Annotated in this window: 22 protein-coding genes and 1 tRNA gene; 12 read left to right on the top strand and 11 right to left on the bottom strand. The window is 66.4% G+C overall.

The genetic code is table 11. The features are described from left to right. Positions 1-14: 14 nt before the first annotated feature. The 3 genes from rpoZ to PATSB16_RS04180 all read right to left on the bottom strand — a co-directional run bounded on the left by rpoZ (position 15) and on the right by PATSB16_RS04180 (position 1,969). Positions 15-218: a DNA-directed RNA polymerase subunit omega gene (gene rpoZ, locus PATSB16_RS04190; protein WP_047212774.1), complete on the bottom strand. Its 204-nt coding sequence runs from the start codon at positions 216-218 to the stop codon at positions 15-17. Between the two features lie 122 nt (positions 219-340). After that, complete coding sequence (gene gmk, locus PATSB16_RS04185) at positions 341-1,027, bottom strand: guanylate kinase (RefSeq protein ID WP_047212773.1); 687 nt, start codon at positions 1,025-1,027, stop codon at positions 341-343. Positions 1,028-1,030: 3 nt separating this feature from the next. Next, entirely contained in the window at positions 1,031-1,969 is a 939-nt protein-coding gene (locus PATSB16_RS04180; protein WP_047212772.1) for a YicC/YloC family endoribonuclease, read from the bottom strand. Between the two features lie 189 nt (positions 1,970-2,158). Between PATSB16_RS04180 and rph the strand changes: the two genes are divergently transcribed. The 5 genes from rph (at position 2,159) to PATSB16_RS04155 (ending at position 5,446) form a co-directional block, all read left to right on the top strand. Further along, complete coding sequence (gene rph / locus PATSB16_RS04175; RefSeq protein ID WP_418303891.1) at positions 2,159-2,890, top strand: ribonuclease PH; 732 nt, start codon at positions 2,159-2,161, stop codon at positions 2,888-2,890. 1 nt (position 2,891) lies between these two features. Then, entirely contained in the window at positions 2,892-3,503 is a 612-nt protein-coding gene (rdgB, locus tag PATSB16_RS04170) for an RdgB/HAM1 family non-canonical purine NTP pyrophosphatase (protein ID WP_047212771.1), read from the top strand. 2 nt (positions 3,504-3,505) lie between these two features. Continuing rightward, positions 3,506-4,708 (top strand): radical SAM family heme chaperone HemW, encoded by a 1,203-nt coding sequence (hemW, locus tag PATSB16_RS04165; RefSeq protein WP_047212770.1) that lies wholly within the window; start codon positions 3,506-3,508, stop codon positions 4,706-4,708. A gap of 72 nt (positions 4,709-4,780) precedes the next feature. Then, positions 4,781-4,870: transfer RNA gene (locus PATSB16_RS04160), tRNA-Ser, on the top strand. 393 nt (positions 4,871-5,263) lie between these two features. Next, positions 5,264-5,446 (top strand): hypothetical protein, encoded by a 183-nt coding sequence (locus tag PATSB16_RS04155; RefSeq protein ID WP_047212769.1) that lies wholly within the window; start codon positions 5,264-5,266, stop codon positions 5,444-5,446. A gap of 256 nt (positions 5,447-5,702) precedes the next feature. On the opposite strand, the gene PATSB16_RS04150 is transcribed toward PATSB16_RS04155, so the two are convergent. Beyond that, complete coding sequence (locus tag PATSB16_RS04150) at positions 5,703-6,620, bottom strand: dihydrodipicolinate synthase family protein (protein WP_047212768.1); 918 nt, start codon at positions 6,618-6,620, stop codon at positions 5,703-5,705. 379 nt (positions 6,621-6,999) lie between these two features. Between PATSB16_RS04150 and PATSB16_RS04145 the strand changes: the two genes are divergently transcribed. The 6 genes from PATSB16_RS04145 to PATSB16_RS04120 all read left to right on the top strand — a co-directional run bounded on the left by PATSB16_RS04145 (position 7,000) and on the right by PATSB16_RS04120 (position 13,043). After that, positions 7,000-7,962 (top strand): 4-hydroxyproline epimerase, encoded by a 963-nt coding sequence (locus tag PATSB16_RS04145; protein ID WP_156884597.1) that lies wholly within the window; start codon positions 7,000-7,002, stop codon positions 7,960-7,962. After that, positions 7,959-9,101 (top strand): NAD(P)/FAD-dependent oxidoreductase, encoded by a 1,143-nt coding sequence (locus PATSB16_RS04140; RefSeq protein WP_047212766.1) that lies wholly within the window; start codon positions 7,959-7,961, stop codon positions 9,099-9,101. The genes PATSB16_RS04145 and PATSB16_RS04140 overlap by 4 nt, the downstream gene beginning before the upstream one ends. After that, positions 9,094-9,354 (top strand): (2Fe-2S)-binding protein, encoded by a 261-nt coding sequence (locus PATSB16_RS04135; RefSeq protein ID WP_047212765.1) that lies wholly within the window; start codon positions 9,094-9,096, stop codon positions 9,352-9,354. The genes PATSB16_RS04140 and PATSB16_RS04135 overlap by 8 nt, the downstream gene beginning before the upstream one ends. After that, a complete protein-coding gene (locus PATSB16_RS04130; RefSeq protein WP_047212764.1) occupies positions 9,351-10,643 on the top strand; it encodes an NAD(P)/FAD-dependent oxidoreductase in 1,293 nt (430 codons plus the stop codon). The genes PATSB16_RS04135 and PATSB16_RS04130 overlap by 4 nt, the downstream gene beginning before the upstream one ends. 13 nt (positions 10,644-10,656) lie before the next feature. After that, positions 10,657-12,267: an aldehyde dehydrogenase (NADP(+)) gene (locus PATSB16_RS04125; RefSeq protein ID WP_047212763.1), complete on the top strand. Its 1,611-nt coding sequence runs from the start codon at positions 10,657-10,659 to the stop codon at positions 12,265-12,267. A 62-nt stretch (positions 12,268-12,329) separates the two neighbouring features. Beyond that, the gene (locus PATSB16_RS04120) at positions 12,330-13,043 is read left to right on the top strand and encodes an AraC family transcriptional regulator (protein ID WP_047216251.1); all 714 of its coding nucleotides are present in this window, start codon (positions 12,330-12,332) and stop codon (positions 13,041-13,043) included. Between the two features lie 39 nt (positions 13,044-13,082). Here PATSB16_RS04120 and glpK read toward each other — a convergent pair whose 3' ends face one another. After that, the gene (gene glpK / locus PATSB16_RS04115) at positions 13,083-14,579 is read right to left on the bottom strand and encodes a glycerol kinase GlpK (protein ID WP_047212762.1); all 1,497 of its coding nucleotides are present in this window, start codon (positions 14,577-14,579) and stop codon (positions 13,083-13,085) included. 33 nt (positions 14,580-14,612) lie between these two features. Beyond that, positions 14,613-15,050: a hypothetical protein gene (locus PATSB16_RS04110; protein WP_047212761.1), complete on the bottom strand. Its 438-nt coding sequence runs from the start codon at positions 15,048-15,050 to the stop codon at positions 14,613-14,615. A gap of 290 nt (positions 15,051-15,340) precedes the next feature. On the opposite strand from PATSB16_RS04110, the gene PATSB16_RS04105 reads away from it, so the two are divergent. Beyond that, positions 15,341-16,501: a glycerate kinase gene (locus PATSB16_RS04105; RefSeq protein WP_047212760.1), complete on the top strand. Its 1,161-nt coding sequence runs from the start codon at positions 15,341-15,343 to the stop codon at positions 16,499-16,501. Here PATSB16_RS04105 and PATSB16_RS04100 read toward each other — a convergent pair. Genes PATSB16_RS04100 through PATSB16_RS04080 form a run of 5 tightly spaced genes read right to left on the bottom strand, consistent with a single transcriptional unit; the run spans position 16,498 to position 21,934 of the window. Continuing rightward, positions 16,498-17,409, bottom strand: a complete 912-nt coding sequence (locus PATSB16_RS04100; RefSeq protein WP_047212759.1) for a LysR substrate-binding domain-containing protein — start codon at positions 17,407-17,409, stop codon at positions 16,498-16,500. The two genes, PATSB16_RS04105 and PATSB16_RS04100, sit on opposite strands and share 4 nt — an antisense overlap. A gap of 36 nt (positions 17,410-17,445) precedes the next feature. After that, a complete protein-coding gene (locus PATSB16_RS04095) occupies positions 17,446-18,687 on the bottom strand; it encodes a metal-dependent hydrolase family protein (protein ID WP_047212758.1) in 1,242 nt (413 codons plus the stop codon). Between the two features lie 37 nt (positions 18,688-18,724). Then, positions 18,725-19,915 (bottom strand): M24 family metallopeptidase, encoded by a 1,191-nt coding sequence (locus PATSB16_RS04090; protein ID WP_047212757.1) that lies wholly within the window; start codon positions 19,913-19,915, stop codon positions 18,725-18,727. A 59-nt stretch (positions 19,916-19,974) separates the two neighbouring features. After that, entirely contained in the window at positions 19,975-20,865 is an 891-nt protein-coding gene (locus tag PATSB16_RS04085) for an ABC transporter permease (RefSeq protein WP_047212756.1), read from the bottom strand. 10 nt (positions 20,866-20,875) lie between these two features. Next, positions 20,876-21,934 carry an extracellular solute-binding protein gene (locus tag PATSB16_RS04080; protein ID WP_047212755.1) on the bottom strand — a complete coding sequence of 353 codons (1,059 nt, stop codon included), beginning with the start codon at positions 21,932-21,934 and terminating at the stop codon, positions 20,876-20,878. Positions 21,935-21,942 lie beyond the last annotated feature (8 nt).

The raw sequence follows: 21,942 nt of genomic DNA, 5'->3' as shown, positions 1-21,942 counted from the left end.
GCAATGACCAGTCGTTAGACCGGGACTTTCTTCAGCATTTCGACGCCGACTTGCCCGCTGGCGATTTCACGCAAAGCAATCACGGTCGGTTTGTCCTTGCTGTCGACCTTCGGCGTATGTCCCTGCGCCAACTGGCGCGCACGGTAGGTTGCGGCAAGGGCCAGTTCGAAGCGATTAGGGATTTTCTTCAGGCAGTCTTCAACGGTAATTCGGGCCATAACGGTATTCCTTCTCAAGATGTGCGTATTTTAGCTCAGCCGGCGGGTTCACGCGCCGGCCGCTCAAAGTCTTGCGAATTCTGCTGCTCGCAATGCCTGCGAGTGCGCCTTGCAGCAGTCGCTTATTCCGTCGCTTGGGGCGAGTGAATGCCCAATTGAATGAACAGGTCCTGGTGACGCGCGCGCTGCGAGGCGACCCGCAAGCGCGTGGCGGTCACCACGCTTTGCAGCTCGCTCAGCGCACGTGCGAATTCCTCGTTGATCAGCACATAATCGGCCTCGCCCGCGTGCGCCATTTCGCCGCCCGCGGCCAGCAGCCGCCGCGCGATCACGTTCGGCTCATCTTGCCCGCGCTTCTTCAGGCGCTCCTCGAGCGCCGCGATCGACGGCGGCAAAATAAAGACGCCCACCGCGTTACGGAATTGCTTGCGCACCTGCTGCGCACCTTGCCAATCGATCTCCAGCAGCACATCGCGGCCCTCGCTCATCTGCTCCTCGATCCACAAGCGCGATGTCGCGTAATAGTTGCCATGCACCTCGGCGCTTTCGAGAAACTCGCCCGCGCGCCGGCGCCGCAGGAATTCCTCGACACTCACGAAATGATACGCCTGGCCGTCCTGCTCGCCGGGGCGCGGCGCTCGCGTGGTGAACGACACCGACAGGCAAATGTCGGCGTCCTGCGCCAGCAGCGCGTTGACCAGCGTCGATTTACCAGCGCCCGAAGGCGCCACCACCATGAACAGATTGCCGGGATAATCCCGGTGCTCGGGGTGCTCGTGCGGGGTGTCGTACTTGATCTCGTGCTTCATCGCTCACTCCAGATTCTGCACTTGCTCGCGCATCTGCTCGATGAACAATTTCAGCTCCATCGACGCATCGGCCAACTCCTTCGAGGCGGCTTTCGAGCCCAGCGTATTGGCCTCGCGATTGAGCTCCTGCATCATGAAGTCGAGCCGCTTGCCGAGCTGGCCGCCCTTGTCGAGCAAATGCCGCGTCTCCTTCAGATGCGTGTCGAGCCGGGTCATTTCCTCGGCCACGTCGATGCGCACACCGTACATCGTCACTTCCTGGCGAATCCGCTCGGCCACTTCTTCCTTGCCGATGCCGGGCGCGCCGTCGGGCAGCGCCAGCCCCAGGGCCTCCTGCAAGCGGTCGACGATTTTCTGCTGGTGGCGCGCGATCAGCTCCGGCACCAGCGGCTGCAGGCCGGCGAGAATCGCCTCCATTTTCGCGATGCGATCGAGCAGCATCACCTTGAGCTGCGCGCCCTCGCGCTGGCGCACTTCGACCAGATCGTCGAGCGCCGCCTTGCCGCATTCGATGACTGCATCGCGCAGCATGTCGGCGCTCAGGTCCTGCTCGCCGAGCACGCCCGGCCAGCGCAGAATTTCGCCGGTGCGCATGCGCTCGGCATCGGGAAACACCGCCAGCACCTGCTGCTCGAGCGCGGCAAGTTGGGCCAGCGTGTCGCGATTGACTTCACCCGAGAGCAAATTCTCGCCGCGCTGCACATTCACGCGAATGTCCACCTTGCCGCGCGACAGGCGCGCGCTCAGCGCCTCGCGCAGCGCCGGCTCGCAGGCCCGGCATTCTTCCGGCATGCGGAAAGCCAAATCGAGAAAGCGCGAGTTGACGGTACGCAGCTCCACCGACACGCTCAGGTTGTGTGCAGTGCCCGCGAGCCCGGCCACCGCGATCTCGCGGGTCGCGCTCGCATAGCCGGTCATGCTGTAAAGATTTTTTTCTTTCATTGGAAAATCCGAAAAACGCCGCCACGCGGCGCTTCCTGGAAGAGCGTTGATAAGCGTCGATTATCGCACTTTCCGGTTTTGCCCCCGTCGAAACGTCGTGGCACGGCTCGCCAGCGCGCGCATGCAACGCGTTTGGCGCTACCATTGGCCTATTTTCTCTTGCCGGACACCTTCATGACATCTGCCTCAATGCCACCCGCCACCCGCCCCGACGGTCGCCGCGCCGACGCCTTGCGCCCAGTGCGCATCACGCGTCGCTACACCAAGTACGCCGAAGGCTCGGTGCTGGTCGAATTCGGTGAGACCAAGGTCATCTGCACCGCCAGCGTGGCGGAAAAAGTGCCGCCCTTCCTGCGCGACAAAAATCAGGGCTGGCTGACCGCGGAGTACGGCATGCTGCCGCGCGCGACCCACACGCGGGGCGACCGCGAGGCCGCGCGCGGCAAGCAAAGCGGGCGCACCCAGGAAATCCAGCGCCTGATCGGCCGCGCGCTGCGCGCCGTGTTCGACCTGGAAAAATTCGGCCAGCGCACGCTGCACCTCGACTGCGACGTGATCCAGGCCGATGGCGGCACCCGCACCGCCTCGATCACCGGTGCGTTCGTCGCGGCGCACGACGCGGTCAGCGAACTGCTGGCCAGCGGCCAGCTCGCCGAATCGCCGATCCGCGATTTCGTCGCCGCGGTGTCGGTGGGCATTCATCGTGGCGTGCCCGTGCTTGACCTGAACTACCTCGAAGACTCCGATTGCGATACCGACATGAACGTCGTCATGACCGGCGCCGGCGGCTTCGTCGAAATCCAGGGCACCGCCGAGGGCGAGCCGTTCACCCGCGAGCAAAGCAACACGCTGCTGGATCTGGCCAGCACGGGCATCGGCCAGCTCGTCCAGCTGCAAAAACAAGCCCTGGGATTGCTCTGACATGCTCGACCGCATCGTATTGGCCTCCAACAATCCGGGCAAACTGCGCGAATTCGACGCGCTATTCAAGCCGCTGGGCATCGAACTGGTGCCGCAAGGCGCGCTCGGCGTGAGCGAGGCGGACGAGCCGCACGTGACCTTTATCGAAAATGCGCTGGCCAAGGCGCGTCACGCCAGCGCCGCCACCGGACTGCCGGCCCTGGCCGACGATTCCGGCTTGTGCGTGGCGGCCTTGCACGGCGCGCCCGGCGTCTATTCGGCGCGCTACGCGAGCCTCGTCGGCAAAACCAAATCCGACGCGGCCAACAACGCGCATCTGATCGAGCAGCTCGCCGCGCATCCGGGCGCCGGCGAGCGCACCGCCTGCTACTACTGCGCGCTGGCGCTGGTGCGACGCGCCGACGACCCCCTGCCGATCATCGCCGAAGGCCGCTGGGACGGACAGATCATCGACCTCGCGCGCGGCACGCACGGCTTCGGCTACGATCCGCACTTTTTCATTCCGGCACTCGGCCAGACCGCGGCCGAACTGTCGCCCGACGTGAAAAACGAAGTCAGCCACCGGGCGCGCGCGCTGCGCCAACTGATCGAGAAACTGGGGCAAACGACGTGAGCATGACTACCCCGGTGCAGAATTTCCTGCGGCCCGGCCAGCTCAAGCTGCCGGCCCTGCCGCCGCTGTCGCTGTATGTGCATTTCCCGTGGTGCGTGCGCAAATGCCCGTACTGCGATTTCAATTCGCACGAGTGGAAGGGCGAAGGCGGCAGCACCGCATTCCCCGAATCGGCCTACCTCGACGCCCTGCGCCAGGATCTCGAACACAGCCTGCCGCTGGTGTGGGGCCGGCCGGTGCACACTGTATTCATCGGCGGCGGCACCCCCAGCCTGCTGTCGGCCGCCGGGCTCGACCGGCTGCTCTCCGACATCCGCGCGCTGCTGCCGCTCGACGCCGACGCCGAAATCACGCTCGAAGCCAACCCCGGCACCTTCGAGGCGGACAAATTCCGCAGCTTTCGTGCCAGTGGCGTCAACCGCCTGTCGATCGGCATCCAGAGCTTCAACGATCGCCACCTGCAGGCGCTCGGGCGCATTCACGATGCCGCCGAGGCCCGCCACGCGATCGACATCGCGCAGCGTCATTTCGACAACTTCAACCTGGATCTGATGTTTGCGCTGCCCTCGCAGACGCTGGCCGAATGCCGGCAGGACGTCGAGACGGCGCTGGGCTTCGCGCCGCCGCATCTGTCGCTCTACCACCTGACGCTCGAACCCAATACGCTGTTTCACAAGTACCCGCCCAGCCTGCCAGACGAAGATGCTTCGGCCGACATGCAGGAATGGATCCACCAGCGCACTGCCGAGGCCGGCTTCGCGCATTACGAGGTGTCCGCCTATGGCCAGCCGCACCGCCAATCGCGCCACAACCTCAACTACTGGCGTTTCGGCGACTACCTCGGCATTGGCGCCGGCGCGCACGGCAAACTGTCGTTTCCGCATCGCATCGTGCGCCAGGTCCGACACCGGCATCCGCAGCAATACATCGCACAGTGCGCGGCCGGCACGCCGCTGCAGGAAGAACATGAAGTCACCGCGCAGGAACTGCCGTTCGAATTCATGCTGAACGCCCTGCGCCTGACCGAGGGCGTGCCCACCGACACCTTCGCCGACCGCACCGGCCTGTCGGTCGCCCAAATTGCCAAGCCGCTGGCCGCAGCCGTCGCCAAAGGATTGCTGGTCGACGATCCGGGCCGCATCGCCCCCACGCCGCTCGGGCTGCGCTTTCTCAACGACCTGCAGGCGCTGTTCCTGCCCACCTGAGCCGCTCGGCACGCGCAAAAAAAGCGGCGACGCGCGCGCCGCCGGCGCGCTTGCGGTTACAATAGCGGCCTCGGAGGGCTGGCAGAGCGGTTGAATGCACCGGTCTTGAAAACCGGCAAGGCTTCACGGCCTTCGTGGGTTCGAATCCCACGCCCTCCGCCATCCCGCATTTGCGCTCGCCGCATCTTCATTTCCACCGCTCTCATAGATCACCGGAGCAGCGTGAAAAATGAAATCGATATCAGCGATGGCACTGCTCGCACAATTCCCTGTCGCCCGACCCAATTCCAGATTTGGTTACATATTTGGCAGTCTGCCGCGGCGCAGTGCACGCATGCCCAACATTGCATATTGCGCCACCGCATTCGAGGAAATGGCCGGCCCAACCCGGTTTATTTATCGGACTGCAGCATATTTTGCATAGCAACAAATCGAGCTGACGCGCGGCGCAGCAATCAAGATTGGGAGACCGATCCATCTCCGCGTTTTCCCTGATTGCAGATAATACCGGTCGCTGTTGAAGTGGAGTCGAGCCCTTACCACGCGAGGTGAACCATGGGTATCCGCTGGGAATTTCCGCATTCGCATAGCCGGGTTGGGACGTTCAAACGCGCATTGCCGCCCGAGAGAATCGCACAGCAGCGCGAGCAATTGTTCCTGCGCGTGGCTGTGACCGCCGTCAGTTGTTTTATTGTCGGGTTCCTGCTGCTGGACATCGCCGCGGCTGTCTCGTCCTAGCGACGACCTTCGCGCTACCAGGTTTCGCTCGCAGCCGTCGAGGCGCCCGCGCCTCGTACTGGCGGCTTGACATGCCGATCGGAAGCCGCGTGGCTTCCAGGCTTTCACACAACACCCGCTATCGCGGGTGTTTTCATTTGGTCTTCCGTAACGCAACGCGCGCGGGAAATCGCCATCCGCGCGAGTCATTGGGCAAAAAAAGCGCCCCGAGCGGGGCGCTTTCCTCCGGCGGACAATCAATCGCGCTGCGCCAATCTCACCGCGGCGCCGGCACGTCCGGCAGCGTCGGCCGCGTCTCCAGCGCATGACGGATCAAGGCTTCGACGCTGGCGCGCTCCTCGCCGACCAGCGGCAGGCGCGGCAGGCGCACGTGTTCGGTGCCCAGGCCCACCATGGCTTCGGCCAGCTTGATGTTCTGCACCAGCTTGGCCGAGACATCGAGCTTGAGCAGCGGCGCGAACCAGCGATAGATCGCGCGCGCCTCTTCCAGCCGACCGGCCTTGAGCAAGCGATAGATCACCACGGTCTCGCGCGGGAAGGCGCAAACCAGGCCGGCAACCCAGCCGTGACCGCCCATCAGAATCGCTTCCATCGCCAGGTTATCGACACCGCACAGCAGGCTGTAGCGATCGCCCACCACATTGATCAGGTCGGTGATGCGCCGCACGTCGCCGCACGATTCCTTGATCGCGACGAATTTCGGCTCGCTTGCCAGTTCGGCGAACATGTCCGGTGTCACGTCCACGCCATAGGCCAGCGGATTGTTATAGACCATGATCGGCAGCGGGCTGGCTTCGGCCACGGTACGGAAATGGTTGAGCGTCTCGCGGCGGTCCGACAGATAGCGCAGCCCCGGCAGCACCATATAGCCGGCCGCGCCGTGCTTGGCGCCTTCAGCGACCTGGCGGCACCCGTCGAGCGTGCTGTTCTCGGCCACCGTCAGCAGGACCGGCACGCGACCGGCCGCGGCGTCGACCGCCACGTCGAGCACCGTCAATTTTTCATCGAGCGAGAGCGTCGAGGCCTCGCCCAGGGAGCCGCATACGATGATGCCGTCGACGCCGGCGTCGATCTGCGCTTCGATATTCTTTTTCGTGCCAGCACGGTCTATGCTGTAATCAGCATTGAATTTTGTCGTGACCGCGGGCAATACACCTTCCCACAAATGCGTCATCGTTGCTCTCCAGAATGTGACGTGATGGTGGAAAAATTATAGGAAACGCGAGCGCCTCTGTCTTGCATCGGTGGCGCGCATTCGATGAGCATCTCTGCACAATCGATGCGCTCGATGCGTCGCTGATGCTGTTTTGCTCAAAGACTTTCGCAATCCGGCAGGACCGGCGCGCCGCATGCCGGAATCGGCACGATAAGCTACGCTGCGGGCCAACGCCGCCACAAGCGGCGCCGTTTCTGTCGCGTGACGAAGTTGCACCGGCGCAACCGGGCCGCGCCCGGATAAACGCCGAGGCGCCGCGCGGGACGTCGCCACTATGCGGAAATCGTCACTCCCGCGAGCGAGATTCAGCAAGACGCGCAAGGCTGGCTGACCTACGATAGGCGTTATGAAAACCTTAACCGTTATCGACTCCCATACCGGCGGCGAACCGACCCGCCTGGTCACCGCCGGCGGCCCCGACCTGGGCAACGGCCCGCTGCGAGAGCGGCTGGCGATCTTCCAGCGCGACTTCGACCGGATTCGCGCCGGCATCGTCAACGAGCCGCGCGGCTCCGACGTCATGGTCGGCGCGCTGCTGTGCGAGCCGCACGACCCAAGCTGCTCGGCCGGCGTGATTTTTTTCAACAACGTCGGCTTTCTCGGCATGTGCGGCCACGGCACCATCGGCCTGATCGCATCGCTCGCCTACCTTGGCCGCATCGCACCGGGTGCGCACCGCATCGAGACTCCGGTGGGGGTGGTCGAGGCCGAATTGCATGCCGACGGCAGCGTCACCGTGCATAACGTGCCGGCGTGGCGCTATCGCCATGCCGTGCCGCTGGATGTGCCCGGCCACGGCCGCGTGCATGGCGACGTCGCCTGGGGCGGCAACTGGTTCTTCCTCATCGCCGACCACGACCAAGTGCTCGAATTCCAGCACGTCGACGCACTGACCGACTACACCTGGGCGGTACGCCAAGCCCTCGAAGCCAACGGCATCACGGGCGCCGAGGGTGCGCTGATCGACCATATCGAACTGTTTGTCAAATCGCCCAAAGCCGGCATCGACAGCCGCAACTTCGTGCTGTGCCCCGGCAAGGCCTACGATCGTTCGCCGTGCGGTACCGGCACCAGCGCCAAGGTCGCCTGCCTGGCCGCCGACGGCAAGCTTGCGCCGGGCGCGACCTGGCGCCAGGAAAGCATCATCGGCAGCATGTTCGAGGCCAGCTACGCGCTCGATCCGGCGCTGCCTGCCGGGCAGGTGCTGCCGAGCATTCGCGGCAACGCGCACATCAGCGCGCAGGCAACCCTGATATTCGCCGACGACGACCCGTTCGCCTGGGGCATTCAGGCGGTATGAACACGCCTGTACCCGATGTCGCGATCGTCGGCGCCGGCATCGTCGGCGCCGCGTGCGCCCACGAGCTGGCCGCGCGCGGGCTGCACGTGATGGTGATCGACCGTGCCGGCGTCGGCACCGGCACCACCGCGGCCGGCATGGGTCATTTGGTCGTGATGGACGACTCGCCCGCGGAGTTCGCGCTCAGCGCCTATTCGCGCGCGCTCTGGCTGGCGCTCGCGCCGCGCCTGGAGGCCCGTCATGCGTTCGTCAAATGCGGCACGCTATGGGTCGCCGCCGACGACGAGGAGCTCGCGCTGGCGCAAACCCGCCAGCAGGCGCTCGAGGCCCAGGGCATTGCCTGCCACATGCTCGACGCCGACCAGGTGCGCGAGGCCGAACCGGAATTGCGCGACGGCCTGGCCGGCGGCATGGTGGTGCCCGACGACGCCGTGGTCTATGCGCCGACGGTGGCCGCCTGGCTGCTCGCGCAACCGGTCGCAGGCCGTATCGACACGCGGCTCGCCAGCGAGGTCGTCGCGCTCGAGCGCGACGGCGTTCGGCTGGCCGACGGCAGCAGCATTGCCGCCGGCGCCGTGCTGCTGGCCAATGGCATCCAGGCGCCCGAGCTGCTTCCGGGCCTGCCGCTGCAGGCGAAAAAGGGACATCTGCTGATCACCGACCGCTACCCCGGCATGGTGCACCACCAAATCCTCGAACTCGGCTACATCAAGAGCGCCCATCATCAGAGCGGCACTTCGGTCGCCTTTAACGTACAGCCGCGCCCGACCGGCCAGTTGCTGATCGGCTCGTCGCGCCAGTTCGATAGCCTCGATGCGGCGATCGATCAAGCGGTCCTGGCGCGCATGCTGCGGCGCGCCGCCGAATACCTGCCGAATCTCCCGGCGCTGCAGGCGATTCGCGCCTGGACAGGGTTTCGCCCAGCCTCCAGCGACGGCCTGCCGCTGATCGGCCCGGCCGCGCTCGATACGCCACATCCCGCGACCTGGCTCGCGCTCGGCCACGAAGGACTGGGTGTCACCACGGCGCTGGGCACCGCCCGATTGATTGCCGCCCAGATGCTGCGCACGCAGGCGCCGCTGGACGCCGCGCCTTACCTGCCGGCGCGCTTCGCTCGCCCGGGAGTCGCTCATGGCTGAGACCATTACGCTCGAGATCGACGCACGCACGCTCAGCGTGCCGGCCGGCAGCACCGTCGCCGCCGCCATCGCGCGCGCCAGCGACAATGCCGGCGTGCTCACGCGCCGCTCGGTCGGCGGCGCAGTGCGCGGGCCGCTGTGCGGCATGGGCATCTGCCAGGAATGCCGTGTGACGATCGATGGCCGCCCGCACCGCCTGGCGTGTCAAACCCTATGTACCCCCGGCATGGTCGTCATCACCGCACGTTCATGATCTTATATTTCGACATCCTGATTATCGGCGCGGGTCCGGCCGGCCTGTCGGCCGCGGCAGTTGCCGCCGGCTGCGGCGCGCGGGTGGGTATCGTCGACGACAACCCGCTGCCGGGCGGCCAAATCTGGCGCCAGGGTCCGGCTCATCCACCTGCGGTCCCGGCGCGCGCCCTGCTCGAGCAGTTGGCGGGACATCCGAACGTCATGCGCCTGAGCGGCACGCGCGTGGTGCAGTCGCTGGGCCCGGGTCGCCTGCTGGCCGAAGATGCGCAGCAAAGCCTGATGCTCGGCTACGGCAAGCTGATTCTCGCCACCGGCGCGCGCGAGCGCTTTTTGCCGTTTCCCGGCTGGACCTTGCCGGGCGTGACCGGCGCCGGCGGCCTGCAGGCGCTGATCAAGGGCGGCACGCCAGTGCGCGGCCAGCGCGTCGTGATGGCGGGCTCGGGCCCGCTGCTGTGGGCTGCGGCGGCCAGCGCACGCGCGGCAGGCGCACGCATCGTGGCCATCGTCGAACAGGCGCCGGCGCCGGCCGTAGCGCGCTTTGCCAGAGCGCTGGTGCATACGCCGGCCAAGCTCACGCAGGCGCTGCGCCTGCGGCTGGGCCTGTGGCAAACCCCTTATTGGCGCGGCGCCTACGTCACGGCCGCGCATGGCGACGCACGCCTCGACCACGTCACGATCCGGCGCCAGGGTCGCGAGACACTTGTGCCTTGCGACCGGCTGGGTTGCGCCTACGGCCTGCTGTCGAACACCGAGGTCGCAGCGGCATTGGGATGCCGGCTCGACCTCGACGCGGCCAATGCGAACGCGCCGGTGATCGCGGTCGACGCTTGGCAGGCGAGCTCTGTAGCCGATGTATTCGCCGCCGGCGAATGTACCGGCGTGGGTGGCATGGAATTGGCGGCCGTGGAGGGACGCATCGCCGCATACGCCGCGCTCGGCCAGCGCGACGAGGCACGGCGCAGCTTCCCGGCGCGCGAGCGCTATCGGCAATTCGCCGCACGCTTGCACGCCGCCTTCGCACTCGACCCCGTGCTGCGCTCGCTCGCGCGTGCCGACACATTGCTGTGCCGCTGCGAAGACGTTACCTTCGGCCAGGCCGCCGCGCACGATTCGTGGCGCAGTGCCAAATTGCACACGCGCTGCGGCATGGGGCCGTGTCAAGGTAAAGTGTGCGGCAGCGCCGCCGGCTTTTGTCTCGGCTGGCAAACCCCAGGAACTCAAGCACCGCGCCCGCCCTTTGCGCCGGCGCGTATCGATACCTTGATGCAAGGTGAATCAAATTCGTGATGGAGATAGCAAGATGAGCAAGACGAGCGAGATTCAGGGTCGCCAATATATCGGCGGCACCCGCAGCGCCCTTGGGCAGCCCGCGCTGGAGAGCCGCGCGGCACTGGACGGCGCACCCTATCCGGTGAAATTCTTCGAGGCTACGCAAGCCGAGGTGCTGGCCGCAGCAACCAGCGCGGCCGGCGCTTATCCAGTCTATCGCCGACTGAGCGCCGCCGCCCGCGCGGATTTTCTCGATGCCATCGCCGCCGAGATCGATGCGCTGGGAGACGACTTCATCAGCGAAGTGCAGCGCGAAACGGCACTGCCTGCCGCCCGCCTGACGGGCGAACGGGGCCGCACCTCGGGCCAGATGCGGCTGTTCGCGAAGATGCTGCGACGTGGCGACTGGTACGGCGCACGCATCGATCGGGCGCTGCCGGGCCGCCAGCCGCTGCCGCGCCCCGATCTGCGCCAATACCAGATCGGACTCGGCCCGGTGGCGGTATTCGGCGCCAGCAATTTCCCGCTCGCGTTTTCAGTCGCCGGCGGCGATACCGCGGCTGCCCTGGCGGCTGGCTGCCCGGTGGTAGTCAAGGCGCATCCGGGCCACCTGGTCACCTCCGAGCGTGTGGCCGACGCGATCGGCCGGGCCGCCGCTCGGTGCGGCATGCCGGCAGGCGTGTTCAACATGGTCTACGGCGGCAATGCGGTGAGCGCCTGGCTGGTGCAGGCCGCGCCGATCCGCGCGGTCGGTTTCACCGGTTCGCTGCAGGGCGGCCGCGCCCTGTTCGACCTGGCGGCGGCCCGCCCCGAACCGATTCCGGTCTTCGCCGAGATGTCGAGCATCAATCCGGTCATCGTCCTGCCGCAGGCGCAGCAAGCCCGCGCGGCCGACCTCGCCAGGGATCTCGCCGCATCGGTGGCGCTGGGCTGCGGCCAGTTCTGCACCAATCCCGGCCTGGTTCTGCTGCTGCGCACGCCGCACAGCGGCGCGTTCATCGAGGCGTTGCGCGCCGCACTGCAAAGCCAGGCCTCGCAGCCGATGCTGCATGCCGGCATCCTCGCCAACTATCGGGCCGGCACGCAGCGGCTGCGCGAGACCGCCGGCGTTGCAACCCTGGCCGGCGGGCACGACGGGCAGGACGAGCACCGCGCCGCACCGCACCTGTTTGTCGCCGACAAGGCGTTGCTGCTCAGCGGCGCGGCCACCATTCAGGAGGAAGTGTTCGGGCCCTCGACGGTGGTCGTCGAACTCGACGACGAGGCCGAACTGCTCGCCGGCATCGCTCATCTGCACGGCCAGCTCACCGCCACGCTGATCGGCGAGGCGGCAGAATTGCCGCACTACCGTGCGGTACTCGCAGCCCTCGAGGAAAAGGTCGGACGCGTACTGCTCAACGGCTTTCCGACCGGCGTCGAAGTATGCGACGCGATGGTTCATGGCGGGCCCTACCCGGCCACTACCGACGCGCGCGGCACGTCGGTCGGCACGCTGGCAATCGCGAGATTTCTGCGGCCGGTGTGCTACCAGAACACGCCCGATGCGCTGCTGCCGCCGGCGCTGCAGGACGCCAATCCGCTCGGCCTGCTGCGGCTGGTCGACGGCGAGCCGACCCGCGAGCCGATCGCGCCGGCTCTCTGAGGTAACGCGCCGTGTCTGATTTCGCACCGCTGGCGGCCATCGAGAGCACCACGCTGCCGCAGATGGTCGCGCACTTCGCGCTGCTCGAACCGGTGTTCGATGCAATGCCGGACGTGGTGTTTTTCGTCAAGGACACCGAAGCCCGCTATGTGCTGGCCAATCGCACGCTGGCCGCGCGGTGCGGCTTCAAGGACAAGGCGGCGTTGCTGGGCAAGACCGCCGAGCAGGTATTCCCGGCACGCTTCGGCTGCATCTATACCGCGCAGGACAAAGCGGTGATTGCGCACGGCAGCCGGCTGATCGACCAGTTGGAGCTGCACCTGTACCCCGGGCGTCAGCCCGGCTGGTGCCTGACCAGCAAGCTGCCGTTGCACGATCCGCACGGCAGGATACTGGGCGTGGCCGGTATTTCACGTGACCTGCAGGCGCCGGAAGGCAGCCATCCGGCATACCATCGGCTCGCCGCGGTCGCCAAATATATACAGGACAACTACGCGCAGCCGCTGCACCTGGCACATCTGGCCAAGCTGGCCAATATGTCGGTCGCCCAGATCGAGCGGTACTTTCACAAGATATTCCACCTGACGCCACGCCAGGTGCTGCTCAAGACCCGTCTGGACGCCGCTTCGTCGCTACTGGCAGGCCAGACCAGCATCACAGACATCGCCACCTTGTGCGGCTATAACGACCACAGCGCGTTCACCCGCCAATTCAAGGCGACCGTGGGCCTCACCCCAAGCCAGTACCGCGCGCTGCTGCATCCGGCGACGGCCTGAGCCACCCCCGCGAATCGGCGTGTTTGCCGCCGCTGCGGCTCAACCGTCGGCCCAGGCGATGGCGGCGGACACCGCCCGCCGCCAGCCGCGCACGGCCCGGTCGACGTCGGCTTCGGCCATGCGGCGTGCGAAACGCCGGTCCAGTTGCCACTGGCCCGCCAAGGCGTTCACGTCGGGCCAGTAACCGACCGCCAGCCCCGCCAGATAGGCGGCGCCCAGCGCGGTGGTCTCAGTGATATTCGGCCGCACCACCGCCACGCCCAGCAGATCGGCCTGGAACTGCATCAGCAGGTCGCTCGCGGTGGCGCCGCCGTCGACCCGCAGCTCCTGCACCGCCAGGCCGGCATCGGCCTCCATCGCGCGCAGCACGTCCATGGTCTGGTAGGCGATGCCGTCGAGTGCCGCCCGTGCCAGGTGGGCCGAGGTGGTCCCGCGCGTGGCGCCGAACATGGTGCCGCGCGCGTGCGGATTCCAGTGCGGCGCACCCAGGCCGGCGAAGGCCGGCACCAGGTACAGGCCGTCGCTGTCGGGCACGCTTTTGGCCAGCGCCTCGATATCGGCCGAGCGGCGAATGATGCCCAGGCCATCGCGCAGCCACTGCACTACAGCGCCGCCGATGAAAATACTGCCTTCGAGCGCGTAGTTCACTTCGCCGCCGATCTGCCACGCCACGGTGGTGAGCAGGTGATGGCGCGACACCTTCGGCCTGGTGCCCGTATTCATCACCATGAAGCAGCCCGTGCCGTAGGTGTTTTTCACCATGCCGGGGCTCAGGCACATCTGGCCGAACAGCGCCGCCTGCTGGTCGCCGGCTATGCCGGCCAAGGGAATCTCACTGCCGAACACCGCCCCTTCGGTATGGCCGTAGATCTCGCTGGACGAACGCACCTCGGGCAGCAGGCCGCGCGGTATGTCGAATATTTCGAGCAGTTCGTCGTCCCAGGCCAGCGTATGAATATTGAAGAGCATCGTGCGCGACGCGTTAGAGACGTCGGTCACGTGCAGACGGCCGCGGGTGAAGTTCCAGATCAGCCAGGTGTCGACCGTGCCGAACGCGAGCCGCCCCTGCTCGGCCAGCCGGCGGGCACCCTCGACGTGATCGAGAATCCATCGAATCTTGGTGGCGGAAAAATACGCATCGATCAGCAAGCCGGTCTTGGCGCGGATGGTATCTTCCAGTCCCTGCCGCTTTAGCTCGGCACAGAAATCGGCAGTGCGCCGGTCTTGCCAGACGATCGCGTTGTAGACCGGCGCGCCGGTGGCGCGGTCCCATACGATCGTCGTCTCGCGCTGGTTGGTGATGCCGATCGCCGCCACCGCGCGGCCGTCGGCGCCGGCCTTGGCGAGCGCCTCGGCGGCCACGCCGGCCTGCGTCGACCAGATCTCGCGCGGATCATGCTCGACCCAGCCCGGTTGCGGATAGATCTGCTGGAATTCCTTTTGTGCCGACGCCGCGATGTGGCCGCGCCGGTCGAACACGATCGCACGCGAACTGGTGGTGCCCTGATCGAGCGCCAGAATGTATTGTTCTGCCATCGTTACCGATCTCCGCCAAGGGCGGCCGGCGCGTCACAGGCAGTGCTTGAGCGCACCGAGCAGCGCCTGCGGCGCGCCATCCGCCTGATAGAACTTCACGGTGCTGCCGCGATGCCGCGGCTGCCATGTCACGTCGGCCACCGCCACCTCGCCTTCGCCAGCGTGCGAAGCCTGCACCGAGCGGCCGTGGTCGATCTGCACCACGTCGACCTGAATGCCGGGCTGCCGGCGCCAGGCGTACGAAATGCACGAGGCTACGCGCCACTCGACACGGCGCGCATGCTCGTCGAGCTGCGGCGCGTTGGCGCGCACATCGGCCGAACTGGCGCGGTACGCCGGCATCACCACCGTTTCGATTTTGTCGTGCTTGGCCGGCGCGACCGGATCGGCGCTCGGCAACTGCGCCGCGCATCCGGCCAGCACCCCCGCCGCCAACATCAGACCCACGCTCCCCGATAGCCGCTTGCTCATCGCCCGCTCCGTGTTATCGATCGCCCCCGTGGCACGCGTGCCAGTTCGCGCGACCCTGTAGACAACTGGCACTCAGCCGATCATCTTACCCGCGAATTTCCTGTTCTGACAATCTCACGGCGTCGCGCCCCGGATGGTGCGACGCATCATGAAAGCCGCCGGCAAATCGCGTATATTGCGGGGCTGGCCGCCTGCACCTGCCGGCGGCTTTGCCGTTTCTCGGCACCATTTATCAGCGTCATTTATCAGCGCCGTTTCCCAGAGCCATTGCCCAGCTTTTTGCATCCGATATGTCGACACCTTCGCGCGCGCCCGTCATTGTCATCGCTCCCGATTCGTTCAAAGGCTCGCTCAGCGCCGCCGATGTCGCGGCCGCCATCGCCGCCGGCATTGCCCGGGTCCACCCGGGCGCCGAGGTACGCCAGCGTCCGATGGCCGATGGCGGCGAGGGCACGCTCGACGCCCTCCTGGCCGGCGGCGGCCAGCGCGTCGCACAGACGGTGCAAGGCGCCGGCGGCGCGCCGCTGAAATCGTCCTTCGGGTTGTTGCCCGATGGCACCGGCGTACTGGAGAGCGCGCTGGTGGTCAGCATCACCGACCCGGAAGGCATGGCCGAGCCGGTCGCCCAGCGCTCCACCGTCGGGCTCGGCGAGCAGTTGCGCGCGGCGCTCGAGCATGGCACACGCCGCATTCTGATCGGACTGGGCGGCAGCAGCACCAACGATGGCGGCGCCGGCTTGCTGGTGGGCCTGGGCGCGCGCCTGTTCGACCAGGCCGGCCAGCCGGTCGCCCCAGTGCCGGCCGAACTCGGCAAGGTGGCGTCGATAGACTTGAGCGGGCTCGACGCCCGCCTGCGCGATTGCGAACTGGTGGCGATGTCGGACGTCAACAACCCGCTGTGCGGTCCGCGCGGCGCCAGTGCGGTGTTTGGTCCGCAAAAAGGCGTCAGTGCGGCGCAGGTCGAAACATTCGACCAGGCCATCGCGCGGTTTGCCGCACTTGCCGAGCCGGCCTTCGGCGCGTCGGCCCGGGGCGCCGCTGCCCGACCTGGCGCCGGCGCCGCCGGCGGCTTGGGTTTTGCGCTGCAACTGCTGGGCGCGACGTTCCGCTCCGGTGCGGAGGTCGTGGCCGAGAGCATTGGCCTGGCCGATGCCCTGCACGGCGCCGACTGGCTCATCACCGGCGAAGGCCGCAGCGACGTGCAAACCCTGTCGGGCAAAACCCCGATGGTCGCCGCGCAGTTCGCACAGCGCGCCGGCGTGCCGGCCACACTGCTCTCGGGCGCGGTCGACCGCTCGGCGCTGGCGAGCCTGAACGGCGTATTCACCGGCTGCTTTTCGCTGACTTTCGGCCCCACCACGCTCGACGAGGCCATCGCCAACGCCGCCGGCCTGCTGGCCGACAGCGCCGAACAATTGACGCGGCTTCACTCGCTGCCCAGCCTCGGCTAGAGCCTCGCCTCGACCTCCTCCAGAACCTCGACGAGGGTTTCGTCGAGCACGTCGATGAGTTGCTCGACCTGCGGGGAAGCCGCCGGCGTGCGCGGCTTGATCAGCAGCGAATGGAATTTCATGTCGGGCTCGAACCGGCGAAACACAATGCCGTCGACGTTCAGGAAATCATAGGCGGCCACCGGGTGCACGAAACCTACGCCGACCCGCTCCCGCACCAGCGTGCAGACGTTGACCGAATAGCGCACGATCGCAGCGATCTGCGGCCCGAGATTGCCCTCGGTGAAGATCTTGTCCATGCCCCAGCGCACCATGTCTGCCGGCTCGTACGAAATGATCGGATAACCGGCGAGATCGGCCAGCTTGACCACCGACTTCCGGGCCAGCGGATGATCGCCCGGCATCGCACACAGCGTGCTGTCGCTGGAGAACGCCACGGCGTCGGTTTCGGTCAGGTCGACGACGTCGGTGACCACGCCGAGCATCAGCGATCGCATCACTACCTGGTCGCGAATCAACGCCGAGGAGCCGGTGGTCAGGCCGATCTGCACCGCAGGCTGGATCTTTCGGTAATGCGCGATGGCGCGAGCGAAATAGCCGAGACTGAATGACACCACGCTGCCCACGCGCATCACCGCGGTGGTGGGGTCCTGCAGGCGCAGGGCAAATTCCCGCAGGTTATCAAGTCCGGCGTAGCGGCGTTCGACCTCCTCGAAAAACGCAAACGCCTCGGCGGTCGGCTCCAGGCGTCCGCGCTCGCGATTGAACAACGTCAATTTGGTCGATTTCTCGAGTTCCGCGATAAGCCGGCTGATACCGGGCTGCGATGTGCCGACCAGCTGGGCCGCCTTGGTGGCCGTGCGGGTCAGCATCACCGCGCGAAATGCGTCGATGTGGCGAAAGTCCATTCAATCCCTCAAGTACCTTCATGTCCGGCAGTCGTCTCAGGCCTGCTCCAAAGCATTGAAGTGTATCTTGCCGCCCTTCATGACCAGCGGAATATGCTCGCCCTGCCCGAGCAGGCAATCGACCGAGCGCAGCGGGTTGCCATCGACCACCAGCGCATCGGCGTAAGCCCCGGGTACCAGGCGGCCGAGCCTGTCCTGCATGCCCAGCACCTCGGCGCCGACCACGGTGGCGCTGGCGATGGCCTCGGCCGGCGAGAGGATCTCGGCGCGAATGCGCAACTCGTCGCTCTGATGGCGATGCGACTCGCCCAGCAAATCGGTGCCCAGCCCCATTTTGACGCCGGCGCGCTTGAACATCTCGAGCGAATGCTTGCCGGCCTCGTGCACCGCGGCGATCTTGACCACGCTCTCCGGCGGCAGCCCATATTGCGCACCCTCGCTGGCCAGCGCATCGTAGGTTATCAGCGTCGGAACGACATAAGCGCCATGCTCGGCCATCACGCGCGCGGTCTCCTCGTCGGCCAGATTGCCATGCTCGATGGTGCGCACGCCGCACCGCACCGCGCGCTGGATCGCCTCGGCGGTATACGCGTGCGCCATCACATACGTCTGCCGGCCGTGGGCTTCGGCCACTGCCGCGCGAATCTCGTCCTCCGAGTAGCCCAGCGAGCCGACCGGGTCGGTTGGCGAGGCGACCCCGCCGGAGGCCATGATCTTGATCTGATCGGCGCCCATCTGCAGTTCCTCGCGGACCGCGCGCCGCACCGCGTCGACCCCGTCGGCCACGCGCCCAATGGCGCCGACCCGCACGCACTGGCACGGCGCGTCATGCAGGAAATCGCTGCGCATGCGGCCATCGCCGTGGCCGCCCGTCTGGCTGAGCGCCCGGCCGGAGACAAACACGCGTGGGCCTTCGGCCAGCCCCTCCTCGAGCGCCTGCTTGAGCGGCGCCCCGGCGCCGCCCGCATCGCGCACCGTGGTAAAGCCGCGGCGCAGCATCGCGCGCATGATCGGCACGGCCCGCAGGGTCACCAGCACGTTCGGCACGTGAGCCTGCGAGGAGAGGTTGAGCTGCGTCGCGCACAGGTGCACGTGCAGGTCGATCAGGCCGGGCATCAGCGTCTTGCCCTTCAGGTCGATGGTCGTGCCGCGATGCTTGAGCGGCCGGTCGGAGACCTCGCGCACGATGCCGTCCTCGATCAGAACATGACGCCCCTCGAGCAATTCGGGTTCGAGCGGATCGAGCAATGCGGCGTTGGCAAACAGAACGGCTGTCATAAGTCTCCTTGATCGTTGTAGGGGTCCGCGCGGCGGCTCAGTCGAGCGTCGCGTGGGCCAGCGTTTTCGGGGTTTGGGTCAGGACTTCCGGGGTGCTGCCGACCACCACGGAATCGTCGAGTCGGAATCCGCCCAGTCCGAACACATAGAGGCCAGGCTCGGCGGAATACACTTCGTTGGCCAATAGCGGCCGGTGATTGAATGCCATGTCTTCCGGATACTCATGGCCGATGATGCCCATGCCGTGCCCGGTGCGATGCCGGATCAAATGCCCGCAACCGGCGTTTTCGATGACCTGCTGGGCCGCGGCGTCGATCCCGGACACCGGGCGGCCGGTCACGGCAGCCTCGAGCGCGGCTTCATTGGCCGCGCGCGCGACCTCGTAATACTTGCGCTGCTCGTCGGACGGCTTGCCGCAAAACCAGGTGCGCTCGTTCTCGACCACCAGCCCGTTCAAGCGCGGAATCACGATATTGACCAACCCGTCGCCGGCCTTGATGCGAGCCCCGCACGAGGCGCCGTCGCCATGCGGCGAGGCCGACGCCGGCCCGGACAGGGTCCAGCAACGCAGCACCTCGAGGTTCTCGCCCGGAAAGCGGCGCGCGCCTTCCTCGACCATCAGGGCGGCCATCTGGTAATCGAGCTCCTGCACCAGGCGCCCCGCCCGGATGTTTTCACGGTAACGGGCCTGTACCCAATCCGACAGCTCGGCGGCCGCGCGCATGATGGCCAGTTCCTCGTCGGTCTTTACCCAGCGCAGCCCGCGCAACTCGGGGGTCATGGGCACCATGCGCGCCTCCGGCAGCAGCGCGGCGGCGCGCGCGAGCGGGCCGCCCACCGCCTCGACGCCGATGCGCGATCGCGCCAGCCCGGCTTGCCGCAAGCGCTCGGCGATCAGTTCGGGCACCTGGCCCAGCAGGGGCTGGCGGGCCGACACCCGCGGATGCTCGGCGTAGAAAGTGACGTCGTCGAGCCACACCGACCCGCGCTCGCGCGCGAAGCGCATGTGATGCGTGGAGAGCTCGTTCATCACCGCGAACGGCTCGCCCGAAGCCGGCACACAAACGACGATGGGCCGCTCCCACGTCAGCACGTCGACATGAAAATTGGTGGCCCACTGGAAGAAGTCGGCGCTGCTCAGCAACAGCGCATCGACATGCTCGCGGGCCATGAGCTGGCGCATCGCATCGAGGCGCTGCGCCCGGGTTCGGTGTGTCAATGTCGGCATGAGATCGATCCTTTGAAGAGTGGGGCAAACCACTGTCGCGCGCACGGCCGCTCGCAGCCTCACGACATCATCGTGCGAGCGTATCTGTGGTGAATAAGCCGGTTCGACAGCCCCGCCACAAGCAGCGTGACGGCCATCAGAATCAGTGCGAGCGCCGCGCCGAGCGGCCAGTTCGACGCCTGCGAGATCTGGTCGTACACGGCCGGCGCCATCATCGTCAGGCCCGTGCCGCCGAGCAGCACCGGCGTGGCGTAGGCGTTCATGCAAAGAATGAACACCAGCATGGTGCCGGCCGCAATGCCGGGCGCGGCCATCGGAAAAAGCACGCGCAGCAGGGTCTGCATGAAGTTGGCGCCGAGGTTCTGCGCGGCCTCCTCGACCGAAATGTCGATGCCTTCGAGCACGCTCTGCAGGGTCAGGATCATGAACGGCAGCACCACGCCGGTGGTGCCGAGAATGACCGCCAGCGGCGTGTAGAGCAGGCGAATCGGCGCGTGAATCAAACCGATATCCTGCAGCAGCACATTGACGAAGCCGGCGGTGCCGAGAATCGCCATCCAGCCGGCCGCACGCACGACATTGCCCACCAGCAGCGGGAATACCAGCAGGATGATCAGCACGCTCTTGAAACGGCTTTGCGTCTTGGCCAGTACATAGGCCACCGGAAATCCGAGCACGAACGACAGCGCGGTGCAGATGAAGGCCACCTTCACGGTGGTCATCAGCACCGTGAAGTAATATATGTTGGCGAAGAATTCCCGGTAGTTCTCCCAGGTCCAGGCCGCCTGCATCAAATTGGTCGGATCGAACCGGTTGAAGCTGTAGCGGATCAGCTGCAGCGACGGCAGGATGATCACGAGCAGCACGACCAGCGTCGCCGGCCCCGCCAACAGCGGGCCCAGCGACAATCTCCGGCGCCCCCCGGCGGGCGGTGCAGCCAATGGTTCCATGAGCGCGCTCTTACAGGCCGACTTTGAAATCTTGCGACCAGTATTTGAGGAATGCCGGCTTTTGCGCGGCAAACGCCTCGTAGTCGGGCTTGAGGAATTTGCTCAGCTGGGCATCGGTGAAACCCACGCTTTGCTGCAGATCGGCCGGCAGTTTGGCATTGCTGACGGTCGGCGCATATCCCATGGTGCTGGCGAATTCGACCTGCGCGTGCGGGTCGAGCATGGCATTCAGGTAGTTGAAACCGCAGGTCTTCTCGGGCGCGTTCTTCAGCACGGCCGCCTCGAATACGGCCGGAATCGCACCTTCGGACGGGAACGCGAATTCCACCGGCACACCCTGCTTTTTCCATTGCAGGGCGCGCGCCTTCCACATGAAGGTCATCCAGATATCGCCGGTCTTGAGCGCCGACGCGACCGCTTCGTTCGACGGATAAACCTTCGGCCGGTTTTGCTTGAGTTCGCGCAGGAACTTGACGCCCTTCGACAGATCGCCCTTGGGGTCACCCGCGGCCAGCGCGCCGGCCATGCCGTAGTAGGCAAAGAGAATATCGGAGAGGCCCACGCGATTCTTGAAACGCGGGTCGAGGGCAGCCTTGAAAGCATCGGGTGCGGTCGGGATTTTTTCTGGGTTGTAGACGATCCCCATCGCGCTGAAGATATGCGGAATCGAATACGGCTTGCGCAGCGGCTCGAACACGTTGGCTTCGTTGGCCACCAGGCTGGCCTCCACCGGGGCCAGCGTGCCGGCCTGATTCATGATGAACATGTCGGTGTCGGCCAGGCAACTGACATCGAGCGAGCCGTGGCGCAGCATTTTCTCGGCGCGCATCTTGGTCATGCGCGAGACCTGATCGGCCGTGGCGTAGGTCACCGCGCCGCCTTGCGCCTTGATGATGGGCGCCACGTTCTTGTCGAGCAGGCGCTCGTAGTCGCCGCCCCAGGTGCCGACCACGACGTTCGGACACGCCGTCGCGGCGCGTGCGCTCAGGGTCTCGAGGCCCAGCGCGGGAGCCACCAGCAGGCCGGAGGCGGTTTGCAGAAATTTGCGGCGATCGATGCGATACGTCATGACTAACC

Origin of the sequence: Pandoraea thiooxydans (assembly GCF_001931675.1) — a bacterium.
In the GTDB taxonomy this organism is placed as follows: Bacteria; Pseudomonadota; Gammaproteobacteria; order Burkholderiales; family Burkholderiaceae; genus Pandoraea; species Pandoraea thiooxydans.
This window is presented reverse-complemented; position numbering and strand designations above follow the sequence as displayed.